The organism is Pseudomonas sp. O230 (genome assembly GCF_045447035.1).
Taxonomy (GTDB): Bacteria; Pseudomonadota; Gammaproteobacteria; order Pseudomonadales; family Pseudomonadaceae; genus Aquipseudomonas.
In genome coordinates this window covers 356,808-377,519 of record NZ_JBJGXN010000003.1, presented here as the reverse complement: position 1 = coordinate 377,519, position 20,712 = coordinate 356,808, and the positions used below count along the sequence as shown (strand labels likewise).

At 61.2% G+C, this 20,712-nt stretch carries 16 protein-coding genes; 11 read left to right on the top strand and 5 right to left on the bottom strand.

The features are described from left to right. Position 1 precedes the first annotated feature (1 nt). The 11 genes from nuoE to ACI77H_RS08060 all read left to right on the top strand — a co-directional run bounded on the left by nuoE (position 2) and on the right by ACI77H_RS08060 (position 13,603). Positions 2-499, top strand: a complete 498-nt coding sequence (nuoE, locus tag ACI77H_RS08110) for an NADH-quinone oxidoreductase subunit NuoE (RefSeq protein ID WP_046037843.1) — start codon at positions 2-4, stop codon at positions 497-499. Beyond that, positions 496-1,851 (top strand): NADH-quinone oxidoreductase subunit NuoF, encoded by a 1,356-nt coding sequence (gene nuoF / locus ACI77H_RS08105; protein WP_017339604.1) that lies wholly within the window; start codon positions 496-498, stop codon positions 1,849-1,851. The genes nuoE and nuoF overlap by 4 nt, the downstream gene beginning before the upstream one ends. 137 nt (positions 1,852-1,988) lie before the next feature. Then, the gene (gene nuoG / locus ACI77H_RS08100) at positions 1,989-4,703 is read left to right on the top strand and encodes an NADH-quinone oxidoreductase subunit NuoG (RefSeq protein WP_407011381.1); all 2,715 of its coding nucleotides are present in this window, start codon (positions 1,989-1,991) and stop codon (positions 4,701-4,703) included. Continuing rightward, entirely contained in the window at positions 4,700-5,707 is a 1,008-nt protein-coding gene (nuoH, locus tag ACI77H_RS08095) for an NADH-quinone oxidoreductase subunit NuoH (RefSeq protein WP_407011380.1), read from the top strand. The genes nuoG and nuoH overlap by 4 nt, the downstream gene beginning before the upstream one ends. Before the next feature lie 12 nt (positions 5,708-5,719). Continuing rightward, positions 5,720-6,265: an NADH-quinone oxidoreductase subunit NuoI gene (gene nuoI / locus ACI77H_RS08090; protein WP_191623666.1), complete on the top strand. Its 546-nt coding sequence runs from the start codon at positions 5,720-5,722 to the stop codon at positions 6,263-6,265. A 9-nt stretch (positions 6,266-6,274) separates the two neighbouring features. After that, positions 6,275-6,778 (top strand): NADH-quinone oxidoreductase subunit J, encoded by a 504-nt coding sequence (gene nuoJ, locus ACI77H_RS08085; protein WP_150631129.1) that lies wholly within the window; start codon positions 6,275-6,277, stop codon positions 6,776-6,778. Between the two features lie 2 nt (positions 6,779-6,780). Further along, complete coding sequence (nuoK, locus tag ACI77H_RS08080) at positions 6,781-7,089, top strand: NADH-quinone oxidoreductase subunit NuoK (protein WP_007905077.1); 309 nt, start codon at positions 6,781-6,783, stop codon at positions 7,087-7,089. Then, positions 7,086-8,939, top strand: a complete 1,854-nt coding sequence (nuoL, locus tag ACI77H_RS08075; RefSeq protein WP_407011379.1) for an NADH-quinone oxidoreductase subunit L — start codon at positions 7,086-7,088, stop codon at positions 8,937-8,939. The genes nuoK and nuoL overlap by 4 nt, the downstream gene beginning before the upstream one ends. Positions 8,940-8,987: 48 nt before the next feature. Further along, complete coding sequence (gene nuoM / locus ACI77H_RS08070; protein ID WP_407011378.1) at positions 8,988-10,520, top strand: NADH-quinone oxidoreductase subunit M; 1,533 nt, start codon at positions 8,988-8,990, stop codon at positions 10,518-10,520. Positions 10,521-10,527: 7 nt separating this feature from the next. Then, positions 10,528-11,991 carry an NADH-quinone oxidoreductase subunit NuoN gene (gene nuoN, locus ACI77H_RS08065; protein WP_150631126.1) on the top strand — a complete coding sequence of 488 codons (1,464 nt, stop codon included), beginning with the start codon at positions 10,528-10,530 and terminating at the stop codon, positions 11,989-11,991. A 280-nt stretch (positions 11,992-12,271) separates the two neighbouring features. Further along, positions 12,272-13,603 (top strand): OprD family porin, encoded by a 1,332-nt coding sequence (locus tag ACI77H_RS08060; RefSeq protein ID WP_407011377.1) that lies wholly within the window; start codon positions 12,272-12,274, stop codon positions 13,601-13,603. A 172-nt stretch (positions 13,604-13,775) separates the two neighbouring features. Here ACI77H_RS08060 and ACI77H_RS08055 read toward each other — a convergent pair whose 3' ends face one another. From ACI77H_RS08055 to ACI77H_RS08035, 5 genes are all read right to left on the bottom strand, one after another. Further along, positions 13,776-14,108 carry a DUF2790 domain-containing protein gene (locus ACI77H_RS08055; protein WP_407011376.1) on the bottom strand — a complete coding sequence of 111 codons (333 nt, stop codon included), beginning with the start codon at positions 14,106-14,108 and terminating at the stop codon, positions 13,776-13,778. Between the two features lie 79 nt (positions 14,109-14,187). Continuing rightward, positions 14,188-14,388: a co-regulatory protein PtrA N-terminal domain-containing protein gene (locus ACI77H_RS08050; RefSeq protein WP_407011374.1), complete on the bottom strand. Its 201-nt coding sequence runs from the start codon at positions 14,386-14,388 to the stop codon at positions 14,188-14,190. A gap of 156 nt (positions 14,389-14,544) precedes the next feature. Next, positions 14,545-17,697 carry a CusA/CzcA family heavy metal efflux RND transporter gene (locus tag ACI77H_RS08045; protein WP_407011372.1) on the bottom strand — a complete coding sequence of 1,051 codons (3,153 nt, stop codon included), beginning with the start codon at positions 17,695-17,697 and terminating at the stop codon, positions 14,545-14,547. 65 nt (positions 17,698-17,762) lie between these two features. Then, entirely contained in the window at positions 17,763-18,947 is a 1,185-nt protein-coding gene (locus ACI77H_RS08040; RefSeq protein WP_407011370.1) for an efflux RND transporter periplasmic adaptor subunit, read from the bottom strand. Positions 18,948-18,996: 49 nt separating this feature from the next. Then, positions 18,997-20,268 carry a TolC family protein gene (locus ACI77H_RS08035; RefSeq protein WP_407011368.1) on the bottom strand — a complete coding sequence of 424 codons (1,272 nt, stop codon included), beginning with the start codon at positions 20,266-20,268 and terminating at the stop codon, positions 18,997-18,999. Positions 20,269-20,712: the final 444 nt, after the last annotated feature.

Here is a 20,712-nt window from a genome sequence, read left to right as displayed (position 1 = left end):
CATGAACAGCACGCTTATCCAGACAGACCGTTTCACCTTGAGTGAAACCGAGCGCTCGGCCATCGAGCACGAGCTGCATCACTACGAAGACCCGCGCGCGGCGTCGATCGAGGCTCTGAAGATCGTCCAGAAGGAACGTGGCTGGGTGCCAGACGGCGCGCTCTACGCCATCGGCGAGATCCTCGGCATCCCGGCCAGCGACGTTGAAGGGGTGGCGACGTTCTATAGCCAAATCTTCCGTCAGCCGGTCGGGCGCCACATCATTCGCGTCTGCGACAGCATGGTCTGCTACATCGGCGGCCACGAGTCGGTGGTCAGCGAAATCCAGAGCAAGCTCGGCATCGGCCTGGGTCAGACCACCGCCGACGGTCGTTTCACCTTGCTGCCGGTCTGCTGCCTCGGCAACTGCGACAAGGCACCGGCGCTGATGATCGACGACGACACATTCGGTGATGTGCAGCCTGCTGGCGTCGCCAACTTGCTCGAGGGCTACGTATGACCCTGACTTCCTTCGGTCCTGCCAACCGCATCAAGCGTTCGGCCGAGACTCACCCGCTGACCTGGCGCCTGCGTGACGACGGCGAGGCTGTGTGGCTCGACGAGTACCAGGCCAAGAACGGTTACGCGGCTGCGCGCAAGGCTTTCGCCGACATGGCCCAGGACGACATCGTCCAGACCGTGAAAGACGCCGGCCTGAAAGGTCGCGGCGGTGCAGGCTTCCCCACTGGTGTTAAGTGGGGCCTGATGCCGAAAGACGAATCCATCAACATCCGCTACCTGCTGTGCAACGCGGATGAAATGGAGCCGAACACCTGGAAAGACCGCATGCTGATGGAGCAACTGCCCCATCTGCTGATCGAAGGCATGCTGATCAGTGCTCGCGCGCTGAAAACCTACCGTGGCTACATCTTCCTGCGTGGCGAATACACCACCGCCGCCAAGCACCTGAACCGTGCCGTGGAAGAAGCCAAGGCCGCAGGCCTTTTGGGCAAGAACATCCTGGGCAGCGGCTTCGATTTCGAGCTGTTCGTCCACACCGGCGCCGGGCGTTACATCTGCGGTGAAGAAACCGCACTGATCAACTCCCTCGAAGGCCGCCGCGCCAACCCGCGCTCCAAGCCGCCCTTCCCTGCCGCCGTTGGCGTGTGGGGCAAGCCGACGTGCGTGAACAACGTAGAAACCCTGTGCAATGTCCCGGCGATCATTGCCGACGGCGTGGACTGGTACAAATCGTTGGCGCGCGAAGGCAGTGAAGACATGGGCACCAAGCTCATGGGCTTCTCCGGCAAGGTCAAGAACCCGGGCCTGTGGGAATTGCCATTCGGCGTCACCGGTCGCGAGTTGTTCGAAGACTACGCCGGCGGCATGCGCGACGGTTACAAACTCAAGTGCTGGCAGCCAGGCGGTGCCGGTACCGGTTTCCTGCTGCCGGAACACCTGGACGCACAAATGTACGCCGGCGGCATCGCCAAGGTGGGCACCCGGATGGGTACCGGTCTGGCCATGGCGGTGGACGACAGCGTCAACATGGTGTCCCTGCTGCGCAACATGGAAGAGTTCTTCTCCCGTGAATCGTGCGGTTTCTGCACTCCGTGCCGTGACGGTCTGCCATGGAGCGTCAAGCTTCTGCGCGCGATCGAGAACGGTGAAGGGCAAGCCGGCGACATCGAGACCCTGCTGGGTCTGGTCGGTTTCCTCGGCCCTGGCAAGACCTTCTGTGCTCACGCACCGGGCGCCGTGGAGCCGTTGGGCAGCGCAATCAAATACTTCCGCCATGAGTTCGAAGCCGGCATCGCGCCTACCAGCGCCGTCGTCCCGCCTCTGGCACGGCCGATCGTAGTCGGCGCGTAAACGCTTAAAGAGGCGAAGGGTCCGTGCCCTTCGCCTTCTCGTGTGATGACGCCTTCATCGGCTGTGTTGATTCACGCGAATAACAAGATTCCATTAGCCACGCCCGCTGACACCGGGCCAACGAAGAACTTTGAACCATGGCCACTATCCACGTAGACGGCAAAGAGCTCGAAGTCGATGGGGCAGACAACCTGTTACAGGCATGTCTGTCGCTAGGCCTCGATATCCCTTATTTCTGCTGGCACCCCGCCCTTGGCAGCGTTGGCGCTTGCCGCCAGTGCGCGGTCAAACAGTACACCGACGCCAACGACACCCGTGGTCGGATCGTCATGTCCTGCATGACCCCCGCCACCGACGGCAGCTGGATCTCCATCGAAGACGAAGAGGCGAAAGTATTCCGCGCCAGCGTCGTCGAATGGCTGATGACCAACCACCCTCACGACTGCCCGGTCTGTGAAGAAGGCGGTCACTGCCACCTGCAAGACATGACGGTAATGACCGGCCACAACGAGCGCCGTTATCGCTTCACCAAGCGTACCCACCAGAACCAGGATCTCGGCCCGTTCATCGGTCACGAGATGAACCGCTGCATCGCCTGCTACCGCTGCGTGCGCTTCTATAAGGATTACGCCGGTGGCACCGACCTCGGTGTGTTCGGCGCCCACGACAACGTGTACTTCGGTCGCGTTGAAGACGGCACCCTGGAAAGCGAGTTCTCCGGCAACCTCACCGAGGTCTGCCCTACCGGTGTGTTCACCGACAAGACTCACTCCGAACGCTACAACCGCAAGTGGGACATGCAGTTCTCGCCGAGCATCTGCCACGGCTGCTCCAGCGGTTGCAACATCTCCCCGGGCGAGCGTTACGGTGAACTGCGTCGGATCGAAAACCGCTTCAACGGTTCGGTCAACCAGTACTTCCTGTGCGACCGTGGCCGTTTCGGCTACGGCTACGTCAACCGCGAAGATCGCCCGCGTCAGCCATTGCTGGCCAACGGCGCCAAACTGACCCTCGACGAAGCGCTGGATAAAGCCGCCGACCTGCTGCGCGGTCGCAACATCGTCGGTATCGGTTCGCCACGTGCCAGCCTCGAAAGCAACTTCGCGTTGCGCGAGCTGGTCGGTGCCGAGCACTTCTACTCCGGTATCGAAGCCGCCGAGCTGGAACGCATCCGCTTGGTCATGCAAGTGCTGAAAGACAGCCCGCTGCCGATTCCGAACATGCGCGACATCGAAGACCACGACGCGATCTTCGTCCTCGGCGAAGACCTGACCCAGACTGCTGCACGCATGGCCCTGTCCCTGCGTCAATCGGTCAAGGGCAAGGCCGAGGACATGGCCGACGCCATGCGTGTTCAGCCGTGGCTCGACGCTGCGGTGAAGAACATCGGTCAGCACGAGATGAACCCACTGTTCATCGCCAGCCTGGCTGAAACCAAGCTCGACGATATCGCTGAAGAGTGCGTGCACGCGGCGCCAGACGACCTGGCGCGCATCGGTTTCGCCGTGGCTCACGCCCTCGACGCCAGCGCCCCGGCCGTTGAAGGCCTGGACGCTGAAGCCGTTGAACTGGCTCAACGCATCGCCAATGCCCTGCTGGCCGCCAAGCGTCCGCTGATCATTGCTGGCACCTCCCTGGGTTCCAAAGCGCTGATCGAAGCGGCGGCGAACATCGCCAAGGCCTTGAAGCTGCGCGAGAAGAACGGTTCCATCAGCCTGATCGTGCCCGAGGCCAACAGCCTCGGCCTGGCCATGCTCGGCGGCAACTCGGTGGACGACGCGCTGCAAGCCGTGATCGACGGCAAGGCCGACGCCATCGTCGTGCTGGAAAACGATCTGTACACCCGCACCGACAAAGCCAAGGTCGATGCCGCACTGACTGCCGCGAAAGTGGTTATCGTCGCGGACCATCAAAAGACTGCCACCAGCGATCGCGCGCACCTGGTTCTGCCAGCCGCCAGCTTCGCTGAAGGCGACGGTACCTTGGTCAGCCAGGAAGGCCGCGCCCAGCGCTTCTTCCAGGTGTTCGACCCGAAATACATGGACGCGAGCATCCTGGTTCACGAAGGCTGGCGCTGGCTGCATGCCCTGCGTTCCACCCTGCTGGGCCAGCCGATCGACTGGACCCAACTGGACCACGTCACCGCTGCCGTCGCTTCGAGCACGCCGCAACTGGCGCGTATCGTTGACGCTGCACCGTCTGCCGCGTTCCGCATCAAGGGCATGAAACTGGCCCGTGAACCACTGCGTTACTCCGGTCGTACCGCCATGCGCGCTGACATCAGCGTCCATGAACCGCGTACCCCGCAAGACAACGACACCGCGTTCGCCTTCTCGATGGAAGGTTACTCGGGCTCGGTCGAACCGCGTCAGCAAGTGCCATTCGCCTGGTCTCCGGGCTGGAACTCGCCGCAAGCCTGGAACAAGTTCCAGGACGAAGTCGGTGGTCACATCCGCGCTGGCGACCCGGGCACCCGCCTGATCGAAAGCACCGGTGATTCGCTGAACTGGTTCTCCAGTGTTCCGCGTGCATTCAACCCGGCGCCGGGCACCTGGCAGGTTGTGCCGTTCTTCCACCTGCTCGGCAGTGAAGAGACCTCTTCCAAAGCCGCACCGGTTCAGGAACGCATTCCAGCCGCCTACGTCGCGTTGGCCAAATCCGAAGCCGATCGCCTTGGCGTCAACGACGGTGCCCTGCTCAGCGTGAACGTAGACGGCCAGACCTTGCGTCTGCCACTGCGGATCAACGAAGAGCTGGGCGCTGGCCTGGTGGCATTGCCTGCGGGTATCGCCGGCATTCCAGCGGCGATCTTTGGCAAAACCGTTGACGGTCTGCAGGAGGCAGCTCAATGACCTGGTTCACGCCTGAAGTGATTGACGTGATCATCGCGGTCGTCAAGGCCATCGTGATTCTGCTCGCCGTGGTGGTGTGCGGCGCGCTGCTCAGCTGGGTCGAGCGTCGTCTGCTCGCCCTCTGGCAGGACCGTTACGGTCCGAACCGCGTCGGCCCGTTCGGCGCGTTCCAGATCGCGGCCGACATGATCAAGATGTTCTTCAAGGAAGACTGGACCCCGCCGTTCGCCGACAAGATGATCTTCACCCTGGCACCGGTAGTCGCCATGAGCGCCCTGCTGATTGCCTTCGCGATCATCCCGATCACCCCGACCTGGGGCGTGGCGGATCTGAACATCGGCATCCTGTTCTTCTTCGCCATGGCCGGTCTGTCGGTCTACGCGGTGTTGTTCGCCGGTTGGTCGAGTAACAACAAGTTCGCCCTGTTGGGCAGCTTGCGGGCCTCGGCGCAAACCGTGTCGTACGAAGTGTTCATGGGTCTATCGCTGATGGGCATCGTGATCCAGGTCGGCTCGTTCAACATGCGCGACATCGTCGATTATCAAGCGCAGAACCTGTGGTTCATCATCCCGCAGATCTTCGGTTTCCTGACCTTCTTCATCGCTGGCGTCGCCGTGACTCACCGTCACCCGTTCGACCAGCCGGAAGCGGAACAGGAACTGGCCGACGGTTACCACATTGAATACGCCGGCATGAAATGGGGCATGTTCTTCGTCGGTGAGTACATCGGCATCGTGTTGATTTCGGCGCTGCTGGTGACCTTGTTCTTCGGTGGCTGGCATGGCCCGTTCGGCATTCTGCCGCAGATCCCGTTCATCTGGTTCGCGCTGAAAACCGCGTTCTTCATCATGATCTTCATCCTGTTGCGCGCCTCGATTCCGCGCCCACGGTATGACCAAGTGATGGATTTCAGCTGGAAGTTCTGCCTGCCGCTGACCCTCGTCAACATGCTGGTGACCGCTGCGATCGTGTTGCTCAACACGCCCGCCGTCGCGGCTCAGTGAGGATAGAGAATCATGAAGTACATATTTGACATCGTGCATGGCTTCTTCACCCAGCTTCGCAGCCTGGTGATGATCTTCGGCCATGCCTTCCGCAAGCGTGACACGCTGCAGTACCCGGAAGAGCAGGTTTACCTGCCGCCGCGCTACCGTGGCCGTATCGTCCTGACCCGCGACCCTGATGGCGAAGAGCGTTGTGTGGCCTGCAACCTGTGCGCTGTGGCGTGCCCGGTCGGTTGCATCTCGCTGCAGAAAGCCGAAACCGAAGACGGTCGCTGGTACCCGGACTTCTTCCGCATCAACTTCTCGCGCTGCATTTTCTGCGGCCTCTGCGAGGAAGCCTGCCCGACCACCGCGATCCAGCTGACACCGGATTTCGAGATGGCCGAGTTCAAACGTCAGGACCTGGTGTACGAGAAAGAAGATCTGCTGATCTCCGGCCCCGGCAAAAACCCTGATTACAACTTCTATCGTGTTGCAGGTATGGCGATTGCCGGGAAGCCGAAAGGCTCCGCGCAAAATGAAGCCGAACCGATCAACGTGAAGAGCTTGCTGCCTTAAGGAAGAAAGATGGAATTCGCTTTCTATTTCGCATCGGGTATCGCGGTGGTGTCCACGCTTCGCGTGATCACCCACACCAACCCTGTGCACGCCCTGCTCTACCTGATCATTTCGCTGATCGCCGTGGCCATGACGTTCTTCGCCCTCGGCGCACCGTTTGCCGGTGTGCTGGAAGTGATCGCCTACGCTGGCGCCATCATGGTGCTGTTCGTGTTCGTGGTGATGATGCTGAACCTGGGCCCAGCCTCGGTTCAGCAAGAGCGCGTCTGGCTCAAGCCCGGCATCTGGCTCGGCCCGGTGATTCTCGGTTCGTTGCTGCTGGCTGAGTTGCTGTACGTGCTGTTCAGCCACCAGAGCGGTCAGGCCATCGGCCACACCACCGTAGACGCCAAGGCCGTGGGCATCAGCCTGTTCGGCCCGTACCTGCTGGTGGTCGAACTCGCCTCGATGCTGCTGCTTGCCGCAGCCGTGACGGCGTTCCACTTGGGCCGTAACGAAGCCAAGGAGCAATGACGATGCCTGCTATCCCTTTGGAGCATGGTCTGGCGGTCGCCGGCATCCTGTTCTGCCTCGGTCTGGTCGGCCTGATGGTCCGCCGCAACATTCTCTTCGTGCTGATGAGCCTGGAGGTCATGATGAATGCCTCCGCTTTGGCCTTCATCGTTGCCGGTAGCCGCTGGGGCCAGCCGGATGGACAGATCATGTTCATCCTGGTGATCAGCCTGGCAGCCGCCGAGGCCAGTATTGGCCTGGCGATTCTGTTGCAGCTGTATCGCCGCTTCCACACTCTCGATATCGACGCTGCCAGCGAGATGCGCGGATGAATCTTCTCTATCTGACTTTCGTATTCCCTCTCATCGGTTTCCTGCTGCTGTCGTTCTCGCGCGGCCGCTTCTCGGAAAACCTGTCGGCGCTGATTGGCGTCGGTTCCATCGGCCTGTCTGCCATCGTCACGGCCTACGTGATCTGGCAATTCAACGTCGCCCCGCCGGAAGGCGGCCACTACACCCAGGTGTTGTGGCAGTGGATGGCGGTTGAAGGCTTCACGCCGAACTTCGCGCTGTACCTGGATGGCCTGTCCGTGACCATGCTCGGCGTGGTAGTGGGCGTCGGCTTCCTGATTCACCTGTTCGCGTCGTGGTACATGCGCGGTGAAGACGGTTACTCGCGTTTCTTTGCCTACACCAACCTGTTTATCGCCAGCATGCTGTTCCTGATCCTGGGCGATAACCTGTTGTTCCTGTACTTCGGCTGGGAAGGCGTGGGCCTGTGCTCGTACCTGTTGATCGGTTTCTACTACAGCAACCGCAACAACGGTAACGCGGCACTCAAGGCCTTTATCGTTACCCGGATCGGCGACGTGTTCATGGCTATCGGCCTGTTCATCCTGTTCCAGCAACTGGGCACGTTGAACGTCCAGGAACTGCTGGTGCTGGCACCGCAGAAGTTCCAGGTCGGCGACTTCTGGATCGTCCTGGCGACCCTTATGCTGCTGGGCGGCGCTGTCGGTAAATCCGCGCAACTGCCGCTGCAAACCTGGCTGGCGGATGCGATGGCCGGTCCGACCCCGGTGTCGGCACTGATCCACGCCGCAACCATGGTGACCGCAGGCGTTTACTTGATCGCCCGTACTCACGGCTTGTTCGCCCTGGCGCCGGATATCCTGCACCTGGTCGGCGTTGTCGGCGGTGTGACTCTGGTCCTCGCCGGTTTTGCCGCGCTGGTCCAGACCGACATCAAACGTATCCTCGCCTACTCGACCATGAGCCAGATCGGCTACATGTTCCTGGCGCTGGGTGTGGGTGCATGGGATGGCGCGATCTTCCACCTGATGACCCACGCCTTCTTCAAGGCGCTGCTGTTCCTTGCGTCCGGTGCGGTGATCGTTGCCTGCCACCACGAGCAGAACATCTTCAAGATGGGCGGCCTGTGGAAGAAATTGCCGCTGGCCTACGCCAGCTTCATCGTCGGCGGCGCAGCACTGTCTGCCCTGCCACTGGTGACCGCAGGCTTCTACTCCAAGGACGAAATCCTCTGGGAAGCGTTCGCCAGCGGCAACCACGGTCTGCTCTACGCAGGTCTGGTCGGCGCGTTCATGACTTCGCTGTACACCTTCCGCCTGATCTTCATCGCGTTCCACGGTGAAGCGAAGACCGAAGCCCACGCCGGTCACGGCATCGCTCACTGGCTGCCACTGTCGGTGCTGATCGTATTGTCGACCTTCGTCGGCGCGATGATCGTGCCACCGCTGCACGGCGTTTTGCCAGAGAGCGTCGGCCATGCCGGCGGCGAAGCCAAGCACAGTCTGGAAATCGCCTCGGGCGCCATTGCCCTGGCCGGTATCCTGCTGGCCGCGCTGCTGTTCCTCGGCAAGCGTCGTTTCGTCACTGCAATCGCCAACAGCGGCATCGGCCGCTTCCTTTCGGCCTGGTGGTTCGCTGCCTGGGGCTTCGACTGGATCTACGACAAACTGTTCGTCAAGCCATACCTGGCGATCAGCCACGTACTGCGCAAAGACCCGCTCGACCAGACCATCGGTCTGATCCCGCGTATGGCCAAAGGCGGCCACACCGCCCTGAGCCGTACCGAAACCGGTCAACTGCGTTGGTACGCGGCCTCGATGGCAGCCGGCTCCGTGCTGGTCATCGGCGCCATCGTGCTGGTAGCGGTCTGAATATGAACCTTGCGAACTTGCGAACTTGCGAAAGGAATTGAGCCCGTCATGATTCTGCCTTGGCTAATCCTGATCCCCTTCATCGGCGGCCTGCTGTGCTGGATGGGTGAGCGCTTCGGCGCCACCCTCCCCCGCTGGATTGCGCTGTTGACCATGACCCTGGAACTCGCACTCGGCCTCTGGCTGTGGGCCCACGGTGATTATTCATTTGCTCCGGCGCCTGGCGCCGATCCGACCTGGGCGCTTGAGTTCAAGCACATCTGGATCCAGCGCTTCGGCATCAGCGTGCACCTGGCCCTCGACGGCCTGTCGCTGCTGATGATCCTGCTGACCGGTCTGCTGGGTATCCTCTCGGTACTCTGCTCGTGGAAAGAGATTCAACGTCACGTTGGCTTCTTCCACTTGAACCTGATGTGGATCCTGGGCGGTGTCGTCGGCGTGTTCCTCGCCCTCGACCTGTTCATGTTCTTCTTCTTCTGGGAAATGATGCTGGTGCCGATGTACTTCCTCATCGCGCTCTGGGGTCACAGTTCTTCGGACGGCAAGAAAACCCGGATCTACGCGGCGACCAAGTTCTTCATCTTCACTCAGGCGTCCGGCCTGATCATGTTGGTGGCGATCCTCGGTCTGGTACTGGTCAACTTCAACAGCACCGGCGTGATCACGTTCAACTACGCCGACCTGCTGAAAACCAAGATGTCGCTCACCACCGAGTACATCCTGATGCTTGGCTTCTTCATCGCTTTCGCGGTGAAGCTGCCGGTCGTGCCGTTCCACTCCTGGTTGCCTGACGCTCACGCCCAGGCGCCGACCGCAGGTTCGGTCGACCTGGCCGGTATCTTGTTGAAGACCGCGGCTTACGGTCTGCTGCGTTTCGCCCTGCCGCTGTTCCCGAATGCCTCGGCCGAGTTCGCGCCGATTGCCATGACCCTCGGTCTGGTCGGGATCTTCTACGGTGCGTTCCTGGCCTTCGCCCAAACCGACATCAAGCGTCTGATCGCCTACTCCTCCGTTTCCCACATGGGCTTCGTGTTGATCGGCATCTACTCCGGCAGCCAACTGGCGCTGCAGGGCGCGGTGATGCAGATGCTGGCACACGGTGTTTCGGCAGCCGCACTGTTTATCCTCAGTGGTCAGTTGTACGAACGCACCCACACCCGCGACATGCGTCAAATGGGTGGCCTGTGGTCGAAGATCGCTTACCTGCCGGCCATCAGCCTGTTCTTCGCCGCTGCTTCGCTGGGCTTGCCGGGTACCGGTAACTTCGTCGGTGAGTTCCTGATCCTGATCGGCACCTTCGCTGCAGCGCCATGGATCACGGCGATCGCGACGTCGGGCCTGGTGTTCGGTTCGGTCTACTCGCTGATCATGATCCACCGTGCCTACTTCGGCCCGTCCAAGTCGGACGCGGTGTTGCATGGCATGGATGGTCGCGAACTGATCATGGTGGTCGGTCTGGCGGTACTGCTGATTTACATCGGCGTGTACCCACAACCGTTCCTCGACACCTCTGCCGCGACAATGCATGGCGTACAGCAGTGGCTCGGTACCGCCTTCACTCAACTCGCTTCGGCCCGGTAAGAGCGCTATGGAATTCACGACTCAACACTTTATCGCGCTAGCGCCGTTGTTGATCACCAGCGCCACGATCATCGTGGTGATGCTGGCGATTGCCTGGCGCCGCAACCACTCGCAGACCTTCCTGATTTCCGTGGCGGGCCTGAACCTGGCGTTGCTGTCGATCCTGCCAGCCCTGAAAGTCGCGCCTTTGGCCGTGACCCCACTGCTGCAGATCGATAGCTTTGCCTGCTTGTACATGGCGCTGATCCTGGTCGCCACCCTCGCCTGTGTCACCCTCGCCCACGCCTATCTCGGCGATGGCGGCTCGGGTTACCCGGGCAACCGCGAAGAACTGTACCTGTTGATCCTGATGGCCGCCGCCGGCGGTCTGGTTCTGGTCAGCGCGCAGCACCTGGCCGGGTTGTTCATCGGTCTGGAACTGCTCTCGGTGCCGGTCTACGGTCTGGTGGCCTATGCCTTCTTCAACAAGCGTTCGCTGGAAGCCGGTATCAAGTACATGGTGCTGTCGGCCGCCGGTTCCGCGTTCCTGTTGTTCGGTATGGCCCTGCTCTACGCCGACTCCGGCAGCCTGAGCTTCGTCGGTATCGGCCAGGCATTGGCCGCGACTGGCCTGCCAAGCTCCCTGGCGCAGATGGGCCTGGGCATGATGCTGATCGGTCTGGCGTTCAAGTTGTCGCTGGTACCGTTCCACCTCTGGACCCCGGACGTTTACGAAGGGGCTCCGGCACCGGTGGCAGCGTTCCTCGCTACCGCTTCGAAAGTCGCGGTGTTTGCGGTGATGGTGCGTCTGTTCCAGATCTCCCCTGCCGCAAGCAGCGGTGTCCTCAGCGACGTGCTGACCATCATCGCCATCGCGTCGATCCTGTTCGGTAACCTGCTGGCCCTGACCCAGAGCAACCTCAAGCGTCTGCTGGGTTACTCGTCCATCGCTCACTTCGGCTACCTGCTGATCGCCCTCGTGGCGAGCAAGGGTCTGGCCGTGGAAGCCATCGGCGTGTACCTGGTCACCTACGTGATCACCAGCCTCGGCGCGTTCGGCGTGATCACGCTGATGTCCTCGCCGTACAACGGCCGTGACGCCGATGCCCTGTACGAATACCGCGGCCTGTTCTGGCGCCGTCCGTACCTGACCGCCGTGCTGACCGTGATGATGCTGTCCCTGGCCGGCATCCCGCTGACCGCAGGCTTCATCGGCAAGTTCTACATCATCGCCACCGGTGTCGAGTCGCACCAATGGTGGCTGGTCGGTTCCCTGGTATTGGGCAGCGCCATCGGCGTCTTCTACTACCTGCGTGTGATGGTCACCCTGTACCTGATCGAACCGAACCTGCGTCGCCACGATGCGCAACTGCACTGGGAACAACGTGCAGGCGGCGTGATGCTGTTGGCCATCGCCGCACTGGCGTTCTTCCTTGGCCTGTATCCACAGCCGTTGCTGGTGCTGGTTCAGCAGGCAGTGTTGGCGGGTTGATCGCTTAGCGGTACTCGGTAGAAAACAGAAACGGCACCTTCGGGTGCCGTTTTTGCGTTCAGGCTTTCACCGTTTCTTCACCATAGGCACGCAGGCCAGTTGAAGGCCTGAGGTCTGTTAGTCCCCCCCACATAACAAAATTGTAATTTCCGCATCACCTCGGCGTTATCCGCAGCTTGCAACGATGTCACCCGGCGACCATGCCGGCGGGCCTTCCCCGCCGAACAATAAAACCCACGCCGAAGCACGTTCCCGTTCTGCCGAACCCAAGGAGTGATTGATGGTTAACAATACAAAAATGTCGATGGCCGCTTTAGCGGTGGTGGTCGGCTCCGGGCCGTCCATGGTGATGGCGGATGATAAAGCCGAAGGGTTTATCGAGGGCAGCAGCCTGACGGTGCTCAACCGTAACTTCTACTTCAACCGTGATCACCGCAACGGCCAATCCAGCCCCACCGGCAATGGTAATTCCGAAGCCTGGGCCCATGCGGTGATCAGCAAGTTCGAATCCGGTTTTACCCAAGGCACTGTCGGCGTCGGCGTCGGCGTCGATGCATTTGCGATGATCGGCTTGAAGCTCGACACCGGTGACGGGCGCAACGGTGGCCGTAGTTCGTTTGATGTGCTGCCAGTCAACAGTGATGGCGAGGCGCGGGATGAGTACACCAAGATGGGTGGCGCCGCCAAAGTGCGAGCCTTCGATACGGTGGTCAAGGTCGGTGACGTGTTCCCGGCCAACCCGGTGGTGGCGGCAGGTGACTCGCGATTGCTGCCGGAAAGCTTTCGCGGTGTGACGGCGGTCAACACCAGCATCGAGGGTCTGTCGGTTCAGGGCGGCCGGTTGCATGCGATGAGCCAACCTGTGTCCAGCGACATGCGCGAGAACTTCGCCACGCTTTATGCCGGGCCGGTCAATTCACCGTGGATCGCTTACGGCGGCGGCGACTATGCGCTGAACAAAAATCTCAGTTTCAGCCTGTACACCAGCCGCCTCAAGGACGCCTGGAATCAGTACTACGCCGGCACTGCCTGGACCTATCCGCTATCGGATGACCTGTCGCTGTTTGGCGGTTTGAACTATTACAAGGCGGTCGACGAAGGCAAACAACTGCTCGGCGAATTCGACAACAACATCTGGAGCGGCCGGGTCGGGGTGAAACTCGGCGCGCACTCCGTTGCTCTTTCGCACCAGCGCAACAACGGCAATGACGACTTCGATTACCTGCGTCAATCCGACTCGATCTTCCTCGACAACTCCATTCAGTACAGCGACTTCAACTCGCCCAAGGAACGTTCGTGGATGGTGCGCTACGACCTCGACATGACCACCTACGGCGTGCCGGGGCTATCGTTCATGACGCGTTACGCCCGAGGCACCGACGCCGATTACTCCAACGCCAACGCCGTGTACATGCGCCGCGATGCTGACGGCAATCCACTGACCGAGCAGAAACGCTGGGAGCGTGATGTCGAAGTCAAATACGTGGTGCAGAGCGGTTCGATGAAAGACCTGTCGCTGCGTTTGCGCCAGGCCACGACCCGCGCCACGGCGTTTGAGTCGGACCTGGATGAAGTGCGGGTGATAGTCGAGTACCCGTTGGCGATTCTCTGATCGAGCAGCTGATACCAATTCACCTTTAGAAGCTCCTTGCTCCTTTGGTAAGAGGTGAATCTTTGGCGTCCTTCGGGGCGCCTTTTTTATGTGCGCCTGAATAAAACCCGCAGGTGCTGCCGGAGGTTCGGCAGCGCCTGCAGGGAATCCGGCCCTGGCCATCAGGGCGGTGTCAGCCGCCGCGATTGCGGCAATCCCCCGCCACGGTGTATTTGAGGGTGTTGAGTTGGCCCTTGGAGTCTTCGTAGGTCATGGCGGCAGGGACTACGGCGCAGGCAGCTGGCGGGCGCACAACGCTCAGCACTTTCACCACGTCCAGCTTCATTCCGTATTTGTAGTCCTTGACCACCGGTGCCGGTTTGCCCTGGTTGTCCGCGTACTGCTCCATGGCTTTGGTATTGGCACTCAGCGCCCGCTCGAACGTCCGGTCACCACCCCCCTCGGCAAACACGTTGAGGGACATCGTCAGTACGCTGGCGAACGTCATTAACTTAAGCACTTTCATATCCATTTCCTTCCAATCCTGGCTCATAAAAAAGCCCGGCATCGGGACTCGATGACGGGCTTGCTCAAGGGCGATGCGCTTATAAGTCTTTGGTGTTGCCATCTTTCTTTTCATTGACGACGACCGGGTCGCGGGCTTGTTCCTTGGCGACGAACAGCTCCAGGGAGCGGTCATTGGCGGCCATCATTTTTTCAAAGGTCCGATCGCCGCCGCCTTCGGCCAAGGCCAGAGAAGACATCGCCAACGCTGCTGCAAAGGTACTGATTTGTGCGAATTTCATGTTTGATTCCTCGTTTAGTAGCTGACGGGATCAAGGTAACAATCCGAACCTTTCGTAACGGTGGCGGGGGAATTACATATCCGTTATGTAGGCGCAGCGCTGAGTCAGAAATAAAACCTGTGGAATCGTCGCACCGCCGCTCCCACAGGGGATTGCTTACTGGGCTGGGGCCGTGTCTTCGTCCCGGCGATGGGCGAGCTGATACAGCGCCGGCAAGATCAGCAGCGTCAGGATCGTCGAGGACAGGATCCCGCCAATCACCACCGTCGCCAACGGTCGCTGCACTTCCGCGCCAGTACCGGTCGCCAGCGCCATCGGAATAAAGCCCAGGGACGCCACCAGCGCCGTCATTAACACCGGGCGCAGACGTGTCAGCGCGCCTACGTTGATCGCATCAGACAGCGAATGCCCCTCCTCCCGCAGGTTGCGGATGAACGCAATCATCACCAGCCCATTGAGCACCGCTACCCCTGACAGTGCGATGAAGCCCACGCCTGCCGAGATCGACAGCGGAATGTCCCGCAGCCACAATGCCATGACCCCGCCGGTCAACGCAAACGGAATCCCGGTGAACACCAGCAAGCCGTCCTTGAGATTGTTGAACATCATGAACAGCAAGCCGAACACCAGCAGCAACGCTACCGGCACCACGATCTGCAGGCGCTTGGCCGCCGATTGCAGTTGTTCGAACTGCCCGCCCCAATGGGTCCAGTAACCCGCAGGCACCGGCACCTCTCGCTCGATCACCGCGCCCGCCTCTTCGACGAACGAACCAATATCGCGCCCGCGCACGTTGGCGCTGACGATCACCAGGCGCTTGCCGTTTTCGCGGCTGACCTGATTCGGCCCGAGCACCAGATCAAGGCTGGCGACTTCTTTCAAGGCAATAAAGCCAATCTGCTCAGCCGCACCATTGAGCGGGGCCGGCACCGGAATCAACAGCGCCGACAGACCTTCGATGTCCTTGCGCATCGCATCGGACAACCGCACCACCATGTCGAAACGCCGGTCGCCTTCATACAATGTGCCGGCCTGACGCCCACCCACCGCGACGGCAATGGTGTCCTGCACATCGCCGACGTTGAGCCCGTAACGCGCCGCCTTGTCGCGATCGATGTTGATGGTCAGCACCGGCAGGCCGGTGGTTTGTTCGACTTTGACTTCAGAGGCGCCATTGACCTTCTGCAGGGCGGCGGCAATCTTCGTCGCGGTGGCGTTGAGCACATCCATGTCATCGCCGAACACCTTGACCGCGACGTCGCTGCGCACGCCGGAGATCAGTTCGTTGAAGCGCAACTGAATCGGCTGCGACAATTCATAGTTGCTGCCCGGCAATGTCGCGGCGGCCTGTTGCAGTTCCGCCATCAGGGTTTCGCGGGACTTGCCCGGGTCCGGCCATTGCTCTTTTGGCTTGAGCATCACGTAGCTGTCGGAGATGTTCGGCGGCATCGGGTCGGAGGCGATTTCCGCGGTGCCGGTGCGGGCGAATACGCGCTCGACTTCCGGCACTTTGCCGAGGATCAGGGTTTCCAGACGCTGCTGCATGTCCACCGATTGCGTGAGGCTGGTGCCCGGAACGCGCAAGGCTTGCAGGGCAAAATCGCCCTCGCTGAGGCTCGGCACGAACTCGCTGCCCATGCGGCTGGTCAGCACGCCGCTGAGCACAATCACGCCCACCGCCGCGCCCACCGCCACGGCGCGATGGTTCATCACCCACGCCAACGCTGGCGCATACACCCGGCGCGCACCGCGCATCACCATGCCCTCTTCTTCCTTGACCTTGCCGGTGACGAACAGCGCAATCGCGGCCGGCACAAACGTCACCGACAGCAGCATGGCGCCGAGCAAGGCGATGACCACAGTGAAGGCCATCGGGTGGAACATTTTCCCTTCGACGCCGCTCAGGGCGAAGATCGGCAGGTACACGACCATGATGATCAACTGGCCGAAAATCAGTGGTCGCCGAGCCTCTTTGGCCGCCGCAAACACTTCATGGAAACGCTCGGATCGGGTCAGTAAACGCCCGTGATGCTGCTGCGCATGGGCCAGCCGTCGCAGGGTGTTTTCGACAATCACCACCGCGCCGTCGACGATGATGCCGAAGTCCAGTGCGCCCAGGCTCATCAGGTTGGCGCTGACCTTGTTGCTGTACATACCGGTGAACGTGAACAGCATCGACAGCGGAATCACCATCGCGGTAATCAATGCCGCGCGGATGTTGCCGAGGAACAGGAACAGAATCGCGATCACCAGAATCGCGCCTTCGATCAGGTTCTTTTTCACCGTGGCAATGGCTTTGTCCACCAGGTGCGTGCGGTCGTACACCGGCACCGCGATCACGCCTTGGGGCAAGGATTTGTTGATCTGTTCGAGCTTGCTGGCCACCGCTTGCGAGACGGTGCGGCTGTTTTCGCCGATCAGCATGAACACCGTACCGAGCACCACTTCACGGCCGTTTTCCGTGGCCGCGCCGCTGCGCAGTTCGCGGCCGATGTCCACGGTGGCGACGTTCTTCACCCGGATCGGCGTGCCATCGACGTTGGCCATGACGATGTTGGCGATGTCCTCGGTGCTCGCCACTTGCCCCGGCGCACGAATCAGCAACTGCTCGCCGCTGCGCTCGATGTACCCGGCGCCGACGTTGGCGTTGTTGCGCTCCAGCGCGGTGATCAGGTCAGTGAGGGTCAGCTTGTACGCCGCCAAGCGTTGCGGATCGGGGGCGATCTGGTACTCCTTGGCAAAGCCGCCGATGGTGTTGATCTCGGCCACCCCAGGGACGTTGCGCAGTTGCGGCTTGATGATCCAGTCCTGAATCACCCGCAAATCCGTCGGCGTGTAGACGCTACCGTCGTCCTTGAGCGCGCCGTCCTTGGCTTCCACGGTCCACAGGAAGATCTCGCCGAGACCGGTGGAAATTGGCCCCATCACCGCTTCGGCGCCCTCGGGCAATTGCTCCTTGGCGATCTGTAACCGCTCGTTGACCAATTGCCGGGCGAAGAACAAGTCGGTGCCGTCCTTGAAAATCACCGTGACCTGCGACAGCCCCGAACGCGACAGCGAACGGGTCTGCTCCAGCGCCGGCAGACCGGCCATGGCGGTTTCAATCGGGAAGGTGATGCGCTGTTCGGTTTCCAGCGGCGAGAACCCGGCGGCGCCGGTGTTGATTTGCACCTGGACGTTGGTGATGTCGGGCACGGCGTCGATCGGCAGTTTTTGATAACTGGCGATCCCGAGGCCGGCCATGAGCAGAACGGCGAGCAGCACGATGATGCGCTGTTCGATGGCAAACTGGATCAGGCGTTCGAACATGAGAACCTTCTCGTCGAGGGGGCGAATCGATGGGCGTCTTTAGTGGCAGTCTTCAACGCGCTTCTTCAATGAGCGTGCTCGGCCGAGGCCTTGCCCAGTTCCGATTTGAGAACAAAGCTGCCGGCCGCAGCGACCTGCGCACCGGCCTCCAGCCCTTGCGTGACTTCCACTTGCCCCGCTGCACGACTGCCCAGCTCCACGGCCCGCGCCTCGAAGCCGTCGTCGGTGCGCACGAACACCGTGGGTTTGTCCTCAATGGTCTGGATCGCAACTTCCGGCACCGCCACGTTGGCCTGACGGCTGTCGGTGGCGACCAGCGCGGTGACAAACAATCCTGGGCGCCACGAACCCTGTGGGTTTTCCAAGGTGACGCGAACGGTGGCGGTACGAGTCTGTTCGCCGAGCAAACTGCCGACGTACGCCACCGTGCCGGCGACTTGCGCATTGAGTTCCGGGGCGCTGACGGTGACTGCTTTGCCCACCTGCACCTTGTTCAAATCCTTGGGCGAAACGCCGAAGGTCACCCACACTCGCGACAAGTCCGAGAGCGTGAACGCCGCCGTGGTTTCGTCGACCACCTCCCCTGGCGTCAGGTGCTTTTCCACCACCATGCCGTCGAACGGCGCGCGCAGTTCATAACGATTGCCGCCGGTGGCAACCACGCTGCCGCTGAGCACGCTGATCTTTTGCCGGGCGTTGCTCACGGCGATTTCGGCTTCTTCCAGCGCCTGGCGCGCCTGCAACACATCCTGCTCGGCGGAAATCTTGTCCTGCCACAACTGCTTCTCGCGCTCGTAGGTGGTGCGCGCCAAGGCCAGGCGCCGTTGCGCCGCAGCCTGTTCGCTGCGCTGATCAGAGATCTGCTGACTGGCGATCACCGCCAGCACCTGGCCCTTCTTCACCCACTGCCCGAGATTGACCGACACCGACTCGACCACCCCTGGCACCCGCGGCACGACGTGGGCAGTGCGGTCTTCGTCGAAGCGCACTTCACCGGGGAACGACAAACCGAGGCTGATGCTTTGCGCCCGCGCTTCGGCCAGTTGAATGCCCGCCGCCGCGATCTGCTCGGCACTCAATGTCAGATGGCCCTCTTCGCCGTCGGCTGCTGCGCCTTCTTCGGCGTGGTCCGCATGCTCTGCCACTTCATCGGCGTGAGCATCGATGGGCCCGGTGCCCGCCCACATCGAGCCAATACCAATGCCCAGCGCCAACGTCACCACCGCGACAACGATCAGTTTTTTATCCATGGAAACTCCTCTGCGCCATACCATCGCGCAGTGATCTGAAAGGTGAAATTCAAGGGCTGACGGCGAATGCGCCGAGGTCGCCGAAAATGCGTTCGATGCGCACCCGCGCGTCCGTTGCCTCGGCAACAGCCTGGATGTATTGGCTGCGGGCGCTGATCAGGGTGCGCTGGGCGTCGAGCACGTCGAGGAAACCGAACTTGCCCATTTCGAAGCCGCGGGTGGCGCTGTCCACTGCACGTTGTGCGGCGGGCAGGATGGTTTGGTTGAACGCCTGGACTTCGCCGTTGGCGGTCTGCCATTGCTCGAGGGTGGTCTGGATTTCGGTGCGCAGGCGCAGCTCGGTGGCGTTGCGCAGATCCCGCGCCTGATCGGTACGGCGCGCCGCCGCCAGCACGTTGCCCTGATTGCGGTTGAACAGCGGAATCGGCATCGACAGCCCGACCACGTTGACCCGCTCGCGCTCCCGTTCGCTGTACTGGCTGCCGATGCTTACGGTCAGGTCGGGAATCCGTTGCGCCTTCTCCAGCCCCAACGACGCCTCGCGCTGATCGATCTGCAACGTGACCAGCCGCAGCTCGGCGGTCTCGTTCAGACGCTCCAGCAAGCGGGTCGGCGGCGGCACGGCGGGCATGCTTTGCGCGGCCGTCGGCACGGTGGTCGAAGTCGGTAACGGTGCGCCCATGACCTGCGCCAGTTGCTGGTAAGCGTTGGCCTGATCGCGCTCGGCGCGGCTCAGTTCCAGTCGCACTTCGGAGCGTTGCACGTGCGCCCGTGTGCCTTCGACCGGCGACGACTTGCCCGCCTCGATCCGCCCCAATGCAACGCGCACACCGTGCTCGGCCAGTTGCAACGACTGGCGAGACAACTGCAAGCGTTGCTGCGCAGTCTGGGCGCTGGTGAACGCCTGAATCACATCGGCGCGCAGGGCATTGCGCTTGCGCTCCAGTTCAAGCCCGGCGGCGTCCTGGGCCCGGCTCGCGACATCAACCCGAGCGCCGCGCTTGCCGCCCAGTTCAATCGACTGGCTGAGCATCACGGTAGTGGTGCGCGAATTGCGGCGGGTGTCCTCGGCCTCCCAGGACACTTCGGGGTTGGGGATCAGACCCGCCTGCTGGCGGTCTCCTTCGGCGATGCCGATTTCCCATTGCGCCGCTGCCAGATCCGGGTTACCGGCGAATGCGCTTTGCAGGGCCTGATCGAGGGTCAGGGTCGATGCATTCGCGAGAGGCACGCCGGCCAGCAACAAACCGCCGCTGACCATGACCACCCTCGCCGTCTTTTTCAGGCGTGACCGCGCCGTCAGTTCTCTTAAACCGGGCAATGGAGTACTTCCTTTAATCAAGAATCTTCGATGCTGCACGGTAGGGTTTTGAACTTATCGACAAGGTGACTGAAACATTACAAATCCGTTATCCACGATTAAGCCAAGTTGTTTTGCTCTAGTATGCAAAGTGCAAACACCCTAACTAGCAATACATAGAAACAAATGAAGTGCGGTCATCCGCCGAACAGTGCTTGCCTCCATTCAGCTCTCATGAGGCAGATGAAATTTTGTTCCCTCCCGCTGCGACAGGCTGTCGCAGACTGCCGTTTTAAAGCCTCAACACCGATTTATCGGTTGACTCTGTAGTCACTACAGCCTTTACCTTGATCGCCTGCAAACGGCGAAAACGCTGTAGGAAAAATAGTTGTTCGTTATTCAAACCCGTCTGGAAGCCCTTACAAAAACAACAACTTTCCCGGCCACCTTAATTAAATATCCATT

Bases quoted from the DNA above. Each gene is read 5' to 3' on its own strand.
- ACI77H_RS08040 (WP_407011370.1), bottom strand. From the start codon at position 18,947: ATGGATAAAAAACTGATCGTTGTCGCGGTGGTGACGTTGGCGCTGGGC.
- ACI77H_RS08060 (WP_407011377.1), top strand. From the start codon at position 12,272: ATGGTTAACAATACAAAAATGTCGATGGCCGCTTTAGCGGTGGTGGTC.
- nuoE (WP_046037843.1), top strand. From the start codon at position 2: ATGAACAGCACGCTTATCCAGACAGACCGTTTCACCTTGAGTGAAACC.
- nuoK (WP_007905077.1), top strand. From the start codon at position 6,781: ATGCCTGCTATCCCTTTGGAGCATGGTCTGGCGGTCGCCGGCATCCTG.
- nuoF (WP_017339604.1), top strand. From the start codon at position 496: ATGACCCTGACTTCCTTCGGTCCTGCCAACCGCATCAAGCGTTCGGCC.
- ACI77H_RS08055 (WP_407011376.1), bottom strand. From the start codon at position 14,108: ATGAAAGTGCTTAAGTTAATGACGTTCGCCAGCGTACTGACGATGTCC.
- nuoH (WP_407011380.1), top strand. From the start codon at position 4,700: ATGACCTGGTTCACGCCTGAAGTGATTGACGTGATCATCGCGGTCGTC.
- nuoJ (WP_150631129.1), top strand. From the start codon at position 6,275: ATGGAATTCGCTTTCTATTTCGCATCGGGTATCGCGGTGGTGTCCACG.
- nuoG (WP_407011381.1), top strand. From the start codon at position 1,989: ATGGCCACTATCCACGTAGACGGCAAAGAGCTCGAAGTCGATGGGGCA.
- nuoM (WP_407011378.1), top strand. From the start codon at position 8,988: ATGATTCTGCCTTGGCTAATCCTGATCCCCTTCATCGGCGGCCTGCTG.
- nuoL (WP_407011379.1), top strand. From the start codon at position 7,086: ATGAATCTTCTCTATCTGACTTTCGTATTCCCTCTCATCGGTTTCCTG.
- ACI77H_RS08045 (WP_407011372.1), bottom strand. From the start codon at position 17,697: ATGTTCGAACGCCTGATCCAGTTTGCCATCGAACAGCGCATCATCGTG.
- nuoN (WP_150631126.1), top strand. From the start codon at position 10,528: ATGGAATTCACGACTCAACACTTTATCGCGCTAGCGCCGTTGTTGATC.
- nuoI (WP_191623666.1), top strand. From the start codon at position 5,720: ATGAAGTACATATTTGACATCGTGCATGGCTTCTTCACCCAGCTTCGC.
- ACI77H_RS08050 (WP_407011374.1), bottom strand. From the start codon at position 14,388: ATGAAATTCGCACAAATCAGTACCTTTGCAGCAGCGTTGGCGATGTCT.